Annotated in this window: 11 protein-coding genes; all 11 read left to right on the top strand. The window is 44.7% G+C overall.

Annotated features, from left to right (window positions below; genetic code table 11):
* Positions 1–276 precede the first annotated feature (276 nt).
* On the top strand, positions 277–1617 hold the full coding sequence (locus D1B31_RS17500) for an acetyl-CoA carboxylase biotin carboxylase subunit (protein WP_118922801.1): 1341 nt from the start codon (positions 277–279) through the stop codon (positions 1615–1617).
* Between the two features lie 149 nt (positions 1618–1766).
* A complete protein-coding gene (locus tag D1B31_RS17495) occupies positions 1767–1979 on the top strand; it encodes an acetyl-CoA carboxylase biotin carboxyl carrier protein subunit (RefSeq protein WP_118922799.1) in 213 nt (70 codons plus the stop codon).
* 12 nt (positions 1980–1991) lie between these two features.
* Positions 1992–3533 carry an acyl-CoA carboxylase subunit beta gene (locus D1B31_RS17490; RefSeq protein WP_118922797.1) on the top strand — a complete coding sequence of 514 codons (1542 nt, stop codon included), beginning with the start codon at positions 1992–1994 and terminating at the stop codon, positions 3531–3533.
* A 121-nt stretch (positions 3534–3654) separates the two neighbouring features.
* Positions 3655–4548: a 2-dehydropantoate 2-reductase gene (locus D1B31_RS17485; RefSeq protein ID WP_118922795.1), complete on the top strand. Its 894-nt coding sequence runs from the start codon at positions 3655–3657 to the stop codon at positions 4546–4548.
* Positions 4545–4940 carry a DUF3397 domain-containing protein gene (locus D1B31_RS17480; protein WP_118922793.1) on the top strand — a complete coding sequence of 132 codons (396 nt, stop codon included), beginning with the start codon at positions 4545–4547 and terminating at the stop codon, positions 4938–4940. The genes D1B31_RS17485 and D1B31_RS17480 overlap by 4 nt, the downstream gene beginning before the upstream one ends.
* Before the next feature lie 100 nt (positions 4941–5040).
* Positions 5041–6675, top strand: coding sequence for a bacillithiol biosynthesis cysteine-adding enzyme BshC (bshC, locus tag D1B31_RS17475; protein ID WP_118922791.1), 1635 nt, complete (start codon positions 5041–5043; stop codon positions 6673–6675).
* Between the two features lie 161 nt (positions 6676–6836).
* Positions 6837–7268 carry a division/cell wall cluster transcriptional repressor MraZ gene (gene mraZ / locus D1B31_RS17470; RefSeq protein WP_118922789.1) on the top strand — a complete coding sequence of 144 codons (432 nt, stop codon included), beginning with the start codon at positions 6837–6839 and terminating at the stop codon, positions 7266–7268.
* Positions 7269–7329: 61 nt separating this feature from the next.
* Positions 7330–8262, top strand: coding sequence for a 16S rRNA (cytosine(1402)-N(4))-methyltransferase RsmH (rsmH, locus tag D1B31_RS17465; protein ID WP_118922787.1), 933 nt, complete (start codon positions 7330–7332; stop codon positions 8260–8262).
* Between the two features lie 55 nt (positions 8263–8317).
* Positions 8318–8674: a cell division protein FtsL gene (gene ftsL / locus D1B31_RS17460; protein ID WP_118922785.1), complete on the top strand. Its 357-nt coding sequence runs from the start codon at positions 8318–8320 to the stop codon at positions 8672–8674.
* 2 nt (positions 8675–8676) lie between these two features.
* Positions 8677–10890, top strand: a complete 2214-nt coding sequence (locus D1B31_RS17455; protein WP_118922783.1) for a penicillin-binding protein — start codon at positions 8677–8679, stop codon at positions 10888–10890.
* A gap of 147 nt (positions 10891–11037) precedes the next feature.
* Entirely contained in the window at positions 11038–12957 is a 1920-nt protein-coding gene (locus D1B31_RS17450) for a stage V sporulation protein D (protein WP_118922781.1), read from the top strand.
* Positions 12958–13033: the final 76 nt, after the last annotated feature.

The raw sequence follows: 13033 nt of genomic DNA, 5'->3' as shown, positions 1-13033 counted from the left end.
CTTTATTTGAAGCTCAAGAAGAAACAATTCTAAAGATGTACAATTCTGAGAATACACTTATTATATAACAAAAAATCAAAAAATTCTGCTTCAGTGCCTAAAAATCAATTTCAAAATTTGCAGGTTATTCAGAGAATATGGTAGAAACATAGTAGAGGGATTCAATTTTTTGAAAAAAGAATAGCTAAAAGAAAAACCTCCATTCAAATGTTTGTCTCTCAATAAGTTACGTATGAGCTGGACAATCATAAAACCAGGGGGAGGAAGGGGTAAGGTGTGCAAAGGATATTGATTGCGAACAGAGGAGAAATAGCATTACGAATCATCAAAACATGCCAAAGAATGGGAGTTGAAACGATTGCCATCTATTCGGATGCGGATGAATCGTTGCCATATGTCCAGGCTGCTACTAAGGCTGTCCGGATAGGAGAACCTCCTGTCATGAAATCATACCTAAAAGGAGAGGAAATCATTCGTGTTGCTAAAGAGCTTGGAGCGGATGCCATCCATCCGGGCTATGGGTTTTTATCAGAAAATGCTGATTTTGCAGAGATGGCTGAAAAAGATGGCTTCACCTTCATCGGTCCCGATTCTGAAACAATCAGGTTAATGGGGGATAAAGTAGCATCCCGCACAACGATGGAACAGGCTGGCGTCCCAGTTGTTCCGGGCAGCAGCGGAGGAGTCGAAACAATTGAAGCAGCAGCGCGCATCGCAACGGAAATAGGTTATCCAGTAATGCTTAAGGCGTCGAGCGGCGGAGGCGGGATTGGCATGGTAAAATGCCACGGGCAAACGGAACTTGAAAAATCCTTTGCTTCGGTAAAGGCCAGGGCAAAGGCTTACTTTGGCTCCGATGCCGTTTTCCTGGAGAAATTCATTGAAAATGCCAGGCATATCGAGGTCCAGGTTTTTGGAGATAGCCATGGGAACATTGTCCATCTGTTTGAAAGGGACTGTTCCATCCAGAGACGGAACCAGAAAGTTGTGGAAGAGTCCCCATCCCCATTTCTATCAGAAGGGACAAGAAACAAACTTTTTGAAACCGCTCTCAAAGCTGCTAAGGCTGTCAGTTACAAAAATGCCGGGACAATTGAATTCATTTTTGATGAGGACGAAAATTTTTATTTTCTTGAAATGAACACCAGGCTTCAGGTTGAGCATCCGGTTACAGAGGAGATCACAGGGATTGATTTAGTAGAGTGGCAGATTCTCGCCGCTTCAGGTGAAAAAATTCCTTTAACGCAGTCTGAAATTACTTCACAAGGACATGCCATTGAATTTCGCCTTTACGCAGAAGACCCTGTGAGGTTTTTGCCTTCCCCGGGTAAAATAAATGCCTTTTCCTTTGAAAAAGGGAATGGTACGAGAATTGATTCGGGGTATGGGGAGGAGAATACTGTAACGCCTTATTATGACCCAATGATCGCCAAATGCATTTTTTCTGGTGAAAGCAGGGCCATAGCTCTTTCAAATGCCACGAAATTCTTTGACGGATTGACGATTGAAGGAATAAAAACGAACGCCCCTCTCTTCAAGCAAATTTTGCAAAATAAAGATTTCACACAAGGAAACTACACCACCGCATTTTTAAACGAGGCTGTGTTAAAAAATTAGGTCGAGTTTTTATAACGTTGATTGAAGCGAAGGGCACCGACTCCTCGTAAATCGTGAATTATGCTATCGCATAATTCTTGCGATGCCGATTCGATGATTGAAGCGGAGAGTACAAGGCAGGCCATAAAATATGTTGGGAGGAACAAGATATGAAAGAAGTCGTATCTTCAATGGCAGGGACAGTTTTTAATATTTTAGTAACTTCGGGGGATGAGGTAACAGAAGGGCAAACAATCCTCATCCTGGAATCGATGAAGATGGAAATTCCTGTTGAAAGTACTTCAGCCGGAAAAGTGAGCGAACTAAGGGTGGCCGTTGGCGACTTCGTAAATGAAGGCGATGTATTGGCGACTCTGGAATAGGGGGAGCAGCAGATGACGGGATTGAATCCAATTCAGCAGAAATTAATCGATAAAAGAAAAGAAGCGGAAGCGGGCGGCCAAGAAAAATACCATGAAAAGCTGAAGGAACAGAAAAAGCTTTTCGCCCGAGACAGGCTGTCACTTTTGTTCGACCACGGAGAGTATGAAGAGGATGGAAAGTTTGCCAATAATATGGCAGGAGGGCTTCCTGCCGATGGAGTCGTTACGGCAATTGGCAAGATTGGCGGCCAGACGGTTTGTGTTATGGCCAATGATTCGACGGTTAAAGCGGGTTCCTGGGGTTCCAGGACGGTGGAGAAAATCATCCGTATTCAGGAAACAGCCGAAAAACTAAAGGTGCCGTTACTGTATCTTGTTGACTCAGCGGGGGCAAGGATAACAGATCAGCTGGAAATGTTCCCAAACAGAAGGGGCGCTGGAAGGATTTTTTACAATCAGGTGAAGCTTTCGGGAGTGATTCCCCAGATTTGCCTCCTATTTGGGCCATCAGCGGCTGGCGGAGCGTACATACCGGCATTTTGCGATATTGTCATTATGGTTGACGGAAATGCGTCCATGTATTTGGGTTCGCCAAGGATGGCTGAAAAAGTGATTGGAGAAAAGGTGACGCTTGAGGAGATGGGCGGCGCGCGAATGCATTGTTCAGTCAGCGGCTGTGGCGACATTCTTGTTTCATCCGAGGAAGAAGCAATTGAAACAGCGAAAAACTATCTATCCTATTTTCCGGCGAATTTTACAGAGCGCCCAAAGATTGTAGAGGCTATTCCGACTGTGGAAGGAAGGGCCCTTGAAGCTATTATTCCAGAAAACCAGAATGCGCCGTTTGATATGGTTGAAGGAATCAATGCGCTTATAGACGAGGGAAGTTTTTTTGAAATAAAGAAGCTTTTCGCCCCGGAACTGGTTACAGGCTTGGCCAGGATAGGGGGCAGGACCATTGGAATCATTGCCAATCAGCCTAAGGTAAAAGGCGGTGTGCTTTTTGTTGATTCCGCCGACAAAGGTGCGAAGTTCATCCAGCTATGTGATGCCTTCCATATTCCGCTGCTGTTCCTTGCGGATGTTCCGGGTTTTATGATTGGGACGAAAGTGGAAAGGGCCGGAATTATCAGGCACGGAGCAAAACTGATTGCTGCAATGAGTTCGGCAACCGTACCGAAAATCTCCGTTATTGTCAGGAAGGCCTATGGGGCCGGATTGTATGCAATGGCGGGACCGGCATTCGAACCGGACGTGTGTATAGCCCTGCCGACGGCGCAAATTGCTGTCATGGGGCCAGAGGCGGCGGTTAATGCAGTTTATTCAAACAAAATTAATGAAATAGACGATCCAAAGGAAAGACTTGCTTTTGTTCAGGAAAAACACCAGGAGTATAAGGAGCATATCGATATATACAAACTGGCTTCCGAACTGATCGTTGATGAAATCGTCGCGCCTTCCGAACTCAGGGAAGTGTTAATTAAACGGTTTGGCCATTATGAAACAAAGGAACTGCACTTCAGCACAAGGAAACACCCAGTTTATCCTGTTTAAGCTTTCGACCGGCTTTCCCGCCATTTCTGGGGGAAAGCCTTTTAATTTTTGTATTTTAAGAGTACAAAGGTCCCGGAACTTTGGTAAAATGTAGGGAAAGAGAAGACGGGGAGTTTTTAACATGAGAATTGGAATAGTAGGTGCAGGTTCAATTGGATTGCTCTTTGCCGCCTATTTACATAGGGTTTTTGAGGTTACTTTATACACACGGACCGAGGCGCAGGCAGACTGGATCAATAAGCATGGGGTCCAGCTTAAGAAAGGAATTGGGCCTTTAACCGCCCAAGTCAACGCGGTTCCGTTGGATAAAGGAATCGGTGAGGCCGAATTAACCATTATTGCCGTAAAGCAGTATCAGCTTGAATCGATTCTGGAAGGCCTACCGCAGGGCGGGAATTACCTTTTCCTTCAAAATGGAATGGGCCATTTGAACGCTCTTGCTCACTTGAGTGCAGAGAATATTTATGTTGGTTCCGTGGAGCATGGGGCACTTAGGGAAAACCCGACAACTGTCAGCCATAACGGGGCAGGCATAACAAGAGTTGCGGTTTATCGGGGAAGCTCTGAATTATTAGAGAATTTCGCCCGAAATGTTCCAGATTTTTTTCCTATCCAAATTGCAGGCGATTATTACAAGATGCTGGCCAACAAGTTGGCGGCTAATGCCGTCATTAACCCTCTAACCGCCATTCTCGGAGTGAATAATGGGGAGCTTGTCAATAACAAATATTTTGAAAAGGCGCTGGAAGGGTTATTTGATGAGGTAGCCCAAATCCTTTCCTTCACCGACCGAACCAATGCTCTTACAAAAGTGAAGGGAATTTGCAGAAATACGGCTGAAAACCGTTCATCCATGCTAAAAGACCTGGATGCGGGGAGGCCGACTGAAGTGGATGCCATTCTTGGGTTTCTAGTGGACGAAGCCTATAGAAAAAAGTTGAAAACGCCAATGATCAGCACATATTATCACTTAATTAAGGGCAGGGAACTAGCTTCCAGGAGGGAGATGCGATGAGCACATTTTTATCATCGGTTGCTGCGTTGTTTATCTTCCTGCCAGTTCTGGGTTATTTGCTCGTTTTTGTCATTTTCAAGCCCATTACCGGGAACCATCGGCGTTCAGTAAACTATGCACTGAATGCGACTACATGCCTTCTAATTATTTCCGTGCATTATTTGCTCGTCACGATATGGAAAACATCTTTCGACTGGGTGATTCTTATGATCCTGATGACAACGTTGATGGGGTTCGCGGTCCTTCATTGGAAGGTAAAAGGTGAAATCTTGTTTGGCAAGGTTTTTAAGGGGTTTTGGAGATTCACATTTTTACTGTTTTTCATTGGGTATGTCGCCCTCATACTGTACGGGCTCGTTCAGCGCGCGATTGTCGCTGTCCATCTGCCCTAACTATTAGAAAAGAGGCTAAAGCAAAGTCTTTTTTCATTTGATTATGTTAGTGCTATACTCATATGGTATGAACAATTGTTAATTAGAAAGGGAGTACTGTATGGAGATTTCAAATCTCTTAATGCCCGCTGCCAACCGATTTGCCTCAGAGTATTTGCAGCAGACAGACCAAATTAAGCCATTTTTTCATTATACATATAATGAGCCTTCCTCCTACTGGAACAGAGTTGAGGAACTTCGCTCACGTGAGTTCCCAAGGGAAGGGCTTGCTAATCATATTGAAAGTTATATGGCCCGATTTACGGAATCAGAGGAAACAAGCCACTCAATTGTAAAATTGAAACATCCGGATAGTGTGGTGGTAATTGGCGGACAGCAGGCGGGGATATTCACCGGCCCGCTGTATACAATCCATAAAGTGATTTCAATCATTCAATTGGCACGCCAGAAGGAAGCAGAACTGGGAATTCCGGTAGTCCCGATTTTCTGGATCGCCGGGGAAGACCACGATTACCAGGAAGTGAATCATCTGTACGTTCCCGAGGGAACAATCGCAAACAAATGGATTTTTCCGCAAAAAGTACACGAAAAGATCATGGTAACGGATATAGAAATCAATAAGGAGCATTGTAAAAATTGGGCAGGCCAACTTGTCTCCCACTTTGGGGAAACGGCTCACTCAAGAGAATTACTCTATTTGATTGAAAGCACACTTGAAAAATCCGAAACTTTTACAGATTTTTTTGCAGGAATCCTTATGGAACTATTTAAAGGTACGGAACTGCTCATCGTGGACTCGGGGCATCCGGGATTGCGGCAGATTGAAAGCGGGTATTTCGATGCGATCATCCGAAACCATGCGGCAGTGGCTGACAGCCTGTCATTTCAGCAGAAGGCAATAATTCAAGAAGGCTTTCCTACTTTAATAGAAGCCACTGACCAATCTGCCAACCTTTTTTATTATGACATCAACACAAATGAAAGGGTCTTGCTCGAATATAACTCGGAAACAGCATTATTTGTCGGCAAAAATGCGGCCTTCTCTTTTTCAATGGATGAATTGCTGGAAATCGCCCGAGTCGAACCTCAGCTTCTGAGTAACAATGTGGTAACCAGGCCGCTCATGCAGGAATGGCTTTTCCCTGTGCTTGCATTTATCGGCGGTCCGGGAGAAATTGCCTATTGGGCCGAATTAAAACTGATTTTTGAGCACTTTGACATTAAAATGCCGCCAATTGTCCCGAGATTGAATATAACCATTCTTGAACGTTCAATTGAAACCGACCTACAAGAATTGCAAATGGATGTCTCCGAAGTCATCAGGCGGGGAACGGACAATGAAAAGCAGGCTTTTATGGACAGTATCCGTGATCGTGAATTGGAAAGTGTTTTCACATCTGCAAAGGACCAGGTTTTGGAACAGTACGACAAGTTCCATGAAAAGACGGCCCAAATTGCCCCATCCTTGCTGACAATGCTGAAGAAAAACGAAGAGATTGTCATCGGCCAGCTTACTTTTATGCAAAAAAAGCTGGAGGATGCAGTACAGCAAAGGCATCAAGTTACACTTGATAAATATTCCCGTATATCGATGGCTCTCCGACCTGAGGGATTGCCCCAGGAACGGGTCTGGAATGTCCTTTATTATTTAAATAAATATGGCCTTGATTTCGTAAATCGACTTGCAGAACTTGAATATGAATTTGATGGCACCCACAAATTGGTCCGCATTTAAGCGAAGCTCCACCTTCCAGGTGGGGCTTTTTTATTTTTTAAAAAAGGAGTCCGCTCTTGAATTCTGAATTTTTCGCTAACTATTTCGCATGTTTTTTAAAAAAGTGTGGAGGAAAGTGGTGGATTGTGGTACATTCTAATTAGAAAGTGGGGGTACCGGGTATGTTCATGGGTGAATACCATCATAACATCGATAATAAGGGACGCCTGATCGTACCATCCAAGCTGAGGGACGACCTTGGGGAAATGTTCATTATTACCCGTGGATTGGACCGCTGCCTGTTCGGATACCCGTTAAAAGAGTGGAGTGTCATTGAAGAAAAGCTTAAAGCTCTTCCGCTTACGAAAAAAGATGCCCGTGCTTTTACGAGATTTTTCTTTTCCGGGGCAACGGAAAGTGAAATTGACAAGCAGGGGAGAATCAATATCCCGGCTCCATTGCTGGACTATGCGCAATTGCAAAAAGAATGTGTAATTTTAGGAGTTTCCAATCGAATTGAAATCTGGAGCAAACAGATTTGGGAAGAATACTTCCAGGAGTCCGAGGATTCTTTTGCTGAAATTGCAGAAAATATGATTGGCTTCGATATTTAAAGGGAATATTATTTTAGTATAATTCTTTTTAAGTGTCGTTCGATTGGAAAGGTGGCTTGGCATGTTTGATCATACAACAGTGTTATTGAACGAAGCAGTAGACGGCTTGAACATCAAGCCTGATGGAACGTATGTTGATTGTACCCTTGGCGGAGCGGGCCATAGCTTCGAAATTGTGCGGCGGCTCGGCGAAGGTGGCAGGCTGATTGCATTTGACCAGGATGAGACAGCAATCCTTAATGCTAAAGAAAAGCTTCGTGGCTATGAGGACAAGCTTACGATCATTAAAAGTAATTTTCTTCACCTTGAAAGTGAACTCGAGGAGATTGGGATACATAACGTAGATGGTATTTTATATGATCTCGGCGTTTCGTCTCCCCAGCTAGACACTCCGGAACGCGGATTCAGTTATCACCATGATGCCCCGCTCGATATGAGAATGGACCGGAGCGCAGACATTTCCGCTTACGATATTGTCAACCACTGGCCATATGAAGACCTTGTGAGGATTTTTTTCCGTTATGGAGAAGAAAAGTTCTCTAAGCAAATTGCCAGGAAAATAGAAGCGGCAAGAGTGAAAAAGCCAGTAGAAACTACTTTTGAACTCGTCGAATTAATCAAAGAGGCAATACCTGCGCCCGCCAGAAGGAAAGGCGGCCATCCCGCTAAGCGGATTTTTCAAGCAATCAGAATAGCGGTGAACGATGAACTAGGTGTTTTTGAAAAATCGTTAAAGCAGGCAATCAGCCTTTTAAAAAGTGGAGGGAGGATATCCGTTATCACCTTTCACTCACTCGAAGACCGGATTTGCAAAGCAGCATTTAAGCAGGCTTCTGAAACACCTCCTCTACCGCCTGGCCTGCCAGTCATTCCAGAGGAATTTGAGCCCGAATTAAAACTAATTAACAGAAAGCCGATTGTACCATCGGAATTAGAACTCGAGGAAAATAACCGGGCCAGATCGGCCAAATTAAGAATTGCTGAAAAACGATAAGAAATTCGTGAGAACTAGATGAGATAAAAGAGGAAAAAGTTCAGGAGGGGAAAGAATGAGCAGTTTAGCCAGAAAACTCCAGGAACAGCAGAGCCAAGAAAGGCAACACGTTACAAAACCGGAAAGAAAAAGGGCGTTATGGCATCAGGTTACGCCAGGTGAAAAATTAATCTGGGTACTATTCGCTGCCCTTCTTTGTTTCGGAGCTGTTCAGATTGTTACTGCCCAATCGGCGATTTACAAAGTTAATAAAGATATTCAGGAAGTGAAAACCTCCATCAATGACCAAGAAAGAGTCAACGCAGACTTGAAGGTTCAAGTAAAAGAATTAAGCAAATATGACAGGATTATGTTAAAAGCGAAGGAACATGGCTTAAATCTTAATGAAAATAACGTCAAGGTTGTGCAATAAAGATGGCCAAGAAACAACCAAATATGAACAAAGGAGCAGTTGGATTGTTTTTTGTATTCAGCCTGCTCTTTTTTGTCATCCTATACCGCTTTTCGGTCATCGGCATCACTGGAGAGGCGGCTGGCCAACCGCTGGCAGCCAAGGCAGAACAAAAACACACACGGTACGGCACGATTGAAGCAGCCAGGGGAGCGATTAAGGACCGGTCCGGAGAGGTAATCGCCGAAGATACAGCCTCTTACACTCTAATCGCCATTCTAGATGAAAAAATGACGACGGATCCTGAAAATCCCAAACATATTGTCAACCCTGAAATGACCGCGGCGAAACTAGCAAAATATATTGATATGAAAGAAAGTGAAATAATAAGGATTCTTGAAAAAAAGAAGGAGAAGCCGGAACTTTTCCAGGTTGAATTCGGAAAAGCCGGGAGGGACATTCCTTTCCAGACGAAAAAAGAAATTGAAGCTGAAAAGCTGCCCGGGATAACCTTTAAACGCGATTCCAAGCGATTTTATCCGAATGGAATTTTTGCCTCCCACCTTGTCGGATTCGTAGAGAGAAAGGAAAGGGAAAATGGCACCTATGCGAGTTTCGGAAAACTGGGTATCGAGAAGTTGATGGACAAGCGCCTTAAAGGTGAAAGCGGGAAGATTGAGTACGAAAGCGATTTGTGGGGCTATCTACTTCCAAGCGGAAAAGAACTTGTTACACCGGCAAAGAATGGGAATGATATTTATCTGACCTTGGATAGAAAAATCCAGACGTTTTTGGAAGATGCCTTGAATAAGACCGTAGAAGAATATAATCCGAAAAAAATCATTGCGATTGTAGCGGATCCTAAGACTGGAGAAATCCTTGCAATGGGCCAAAGGCCGACATTTGATCCCAAAACGAGGGAAGGGATTGAAAAAGCCTGGCATAATGAAGCCATTGAGTATCCATTTGAACCAGGTTCGACAATGAAAATCTTTACATTGGCCGCCGCGGTGAACGAAGGGGTCTTTAAGCCAAATGAGCCATACAAATCAGGCTCGTATCAAGTAACAAAACGAGATAAGCCAATTAAGGACCATAACGGCAGTGGATGGGGTACCATTACTTATCTCGAAGGCGTCCAGAGATCCTCGAACGTCGCGTTTGCAAAAATGGCCAAGGAGAAACTGGGCTTTGACACCTTCCGTGAATACTTAACAAGGTTCGGACTCGATAAGCCGACAGGTATTGACTTGCCTTCGGAAGCAACGAGCCAGTTGAGATATGAATGGCCTATTGAAAAAATAACAACATCCTTCGGACAAGGAACAGCGGTAACTGCTATCCAGCAAGTTCAGGCGGCGACCGCGATTGCTAATGATGGCAAGATGATGAAGCCCCATGTAATCAAAAAAATTACGGATTATGATACAGGCGAAACAATTGAGGAAATAAAGCCAGAGGTTGTTTCTGAACCAATCACTCCTGAAGCCGCAAAAAAGGTGAGGGATATACTTGAAACTGTAATCACTTCCCCGAAAGGAACGGGTCACAACCGCTACAATATTGAAGGGTATAGCGTGGCGGGGAAAACAGGAACCGCGGAGTTGTCACAGGGACACGGATATTTAAGTGGAGCCGGAAACTATATTTTCTCATTTCTAGGCATGGCACCAGCGGATAACCCTGAGCTCATCGTCTATGTCGCAGTACAGCAGCCTGAAATAGACAGCTATTTCAAAGGCTCGTTGCCGGTTTCCATGATTTTTAATTCCGTTATGAAGAACAGCCTTCAATATTTAAATATTAAACCTTCGACGCAGGCGCCAGTAATGAGCGGAAAGCTCCCCGACCTTAAAGGAGAACCTGCTGTTAATGCGAAAAGGGATCTTGAAGCAAAAGGATATGATGTCATTGTCATCGGGGATGGAAGCGAGGTTGCCGAACAAGTGCCAACAGCCGGCGCAACAGCATTGGAGGGTGAAAAGGTCATCCTAAAGACGAACGGGAAAGCCGTTATGCCGGATATGGCGGGCTGGTCAATAAGGGATGTCATGAAAGCCGCAACCCTGACAGATTTAAAATTAAATTTTAAAGGATCAGGCTATGTTGTAAAACAAAGTATTACTAAGGGTGCGCCAATTAAAGGCGGTGACCAGCTAACGGTTCAGCTCGAAACTCCCCGTGAACAGAATCATGCAAAGGAAAAAGAAAAAAAAGACCCAGAAATAAAAGAGTGAACTCCGCCGGCGGGAAAATCTGCCGGCGTTCTATTTTTTGTACACACCGCATAAAAATGAACGATAGGCATGTCCTTCTTAAGAGGCTGCAATTTTCTCGCTGCCAGACAACGGGAAGGATGCAAGAAAGAAGGGGGAGCGTTCTGAATGCGGGTTTCGAATGTAACTGTAAGAAAACGGTTATTGGCAGTCCTATTCATTGGTGTCGCAGTGTTTCTCATTATTGATGTTCGCCTTGGTTATGTGCAGTTTTTTATGGGCGATATGCTGACTGACAGGGCAAAGAACTCATGGAGCCGGGAAATACCTTTTGCTCCGGAAAGAGGAGAAATCGTTGACCGGAACGGAGTGCCTCTCGCCACCAATATTAGTGCTCCGACTGTATGGGTCGTTCCGAGGCAAATTATCGATCCGGAGGATACAGCCTCCAGGCTTGCTGCCATCTTAAAAGCGCCGAAAGAACGTATCTTGAAAAGCCTGGTTGAAACGGAGTCCATGATCCGTCTGCCAGCGGGGAGAAAAATATCCCATGCCAAGGCGAAGGAAATACGCGCACTTGGATTGAAGGGGATCTATATTGGCGGCGACTCGAAGCGCCATTACCCATATGGAAAATATTTGTCCCATGTCCTCGGCTTTGCTGGAATTGACAATCAAGGGTTAATGGGACTCGAATTGTTTTATGATAAAGAGCTAAGCGGAGAAAAAGGTTCTGTCCAATTTTATGCTGATGCAAAGGGCCGCAGGATGGACGATATGGCTGATGACTATGAGCCGCCAACCGATGGCTTGGATTTAAAGCTGACGATTGATACGAAGATACAGACGATTGTAGAAAGGGAATTGGAAATCGCCCAGAAGACATATAATCCAGATGGATTGATTGCGATTGTCATGAACCCGAACAATGGGGAAATTTTGGCCATGTCAAGCAGACCGACATTTGACCCTGCAGATTTCCGATCTGTTCCCCAGGAAGTCTATAACCGGAACCTGCCTGTCTGGAGCACCTATGAACCTGGTTCTACTTTTAAAATCATCACCCTCGCCGCCGCACTTGAGGAAGGGAAAGTGAATTTGGAGAAAGAGCATTTTCATGATTCCGGAAGCGTCACAGTAGGCGGCGCCAGGCTTAAATGCTGGAAAAGGGGCGGACACGGAAGCCAAACTTTCCTTGAGGTCGTACAAAACTCCTGCAACCCAGGTTTTGTCGAACTTGGTGAAAGACTCGGAAAGGAAAAGCTATTCAGTTATATAAAAGGATTTGGGTTTGGGGAAAAAACAGGAATAGACCTGCAGGGAGAGGGGACGGGGATCCTTTTCAAGATGGACCGTGTCGGACCTGTTGAACTAGCTACAACCGCATTTGGCCAAGGGGTTTCGGTCACCCCCATTCAGCAGGTTTCGGCGGTAGCAGCAGCGGTAAATGGTGGGTATTTGTATACACCTTATATTGCAAAAGAACTGATTGACCCAGCGTCAGGGCAGATTGTCATGAAAAACTCGCCAAGCCTGAAACGAAAAGTCATCTCTGAAGAAACATCCAAACAACTCCGATTTGCTCTAGAAAGCGTTGTAGCACAAGGAACCGGGGGGAAAGCATTCATTGATTCCTACAGGGTAGGCGGAAAGACCGGGACTGCCCAAAAGGCGCAGGGTGGAAGATATCTTGAAAACAACCATATAGTTTCATTTATTGGTTTCGCGCCAGCCGATAAGCCACAACTCGTTGTTTATGTCGCTGTTGATAATCCGAAGGGGACTGTACAATTCGGCGGAGTTGTATCGGCGCCGATTGTTGGAAATATTATGAAGGACTCCTTGATTGCGCTTGGAGTTAAACCGAGGCATGAACAAATCGAAAAGAAAAAGACTTGGACAGATGTGCCCATGATTGCGATGCCTGAGTTAGAAGGGCTTACAAAGAAAGAAATCAGTGAGCAAATGATCAACCTGAGGATCGAAGCGAAAGGCGATGGTGATGTTGTCATGAAACAACTGCCTCAGGCGGGAACGAGAGTCAAGGAAGGCTCAACAATCATTCTTTATTTTGGCAAAAAGGAATAAAATAAAAAAGGCGGCGTAATCCTTGCCGCCTTTTTCCCTGTATCAACAAGGGATTTCAGGTAATTTTTATCGTAAA

This window comes from Neobacillus notoginsengisoli (assembly GCF_003515685.1).
GTDB classification, from domain to species: domain Bacteria; phylum Bacillota; class Bacilli; order Bacillales; family Cytobacillaceae; genus Bacillus_D; species Bacillus_D notoginsengisoli.
Note: the sequence above shows the minus strand (reverse complement) of the source record. Positions and strands in the feature narration are given on the sequence as shown.

Excerpts from the sequence above, each read along its gene's own strand:
- rsmH (WP_118922787.1), top strand. The coding sequence starts at position 7,330 with ATGTTTGATCATACAACAGTGTTATTGAACGAAGCAGTAGACGGCTTG.
- mraZ (WP_118922789.1), top strand. The coding sequence starts at position 6,837 with ATGTTCATGGGTGAATACCATCATAACATCGATAATAAGGGACGCCTG.
- D1B31_RS17495 (WP_118922799.1), top strand. The coding sequence starts at position 1,767 with ATGAAAGAAGTCGTATCTTCAATGGCAGGGACAGTTTTTAATATTTTA.
- D1B31_RS17480 (WP_118922793.1), top strand. The coding sequence starts at position 4,545 with ATGAGCACATTTTTATCATCGGTTGCTGCGTTGTTTATCTTCCTGCCA.
- D1B31_RS17485 (WP_118922795.1), top strand. The coding sequence starts at position 3,655 with ATGAGAATTGGAATAGTAGGTGCAGGTTCAATTGGATTGCTCTTTGCC.
- D1B31_RS17490 (WP_118922797.1), top strand. The coding sequence starts at position 1,992 with ATGACGGGATTGAATCCAATTCAGCAGAAATTAATCGATAAAAGAAAA.
- bshC (WP_118922791.1), top strand. The coding sequence starts at position 5,041 with ATGGAGATTTCAAATCTCTTAATGCCCGCTGCCAACCGATTTGCCTCA.
- D1B31_RS17455 (WP_118922783.1), top strand. The coding sequence starts at position 8,677 with ATGGCCAAGAAACAACCAAATATGAACAAAGGAGCAGTTGGATTGTTT.
- D1B31_RS17450 (WP_118922781.1), top strand. The coding sequence starts at position 11,038 with ATGCGGGTTTCGAATGTAACTGTAAGAAAACGGTTATTGGCAGTCCTA.
- ftsL (WP_118922785.1), top strand. The coding sequence starts at position 8,318 with ATGAGCAGTTTAGCCAGAAAACTCCAGGAACAGCAGAGCCAAGAAAGG.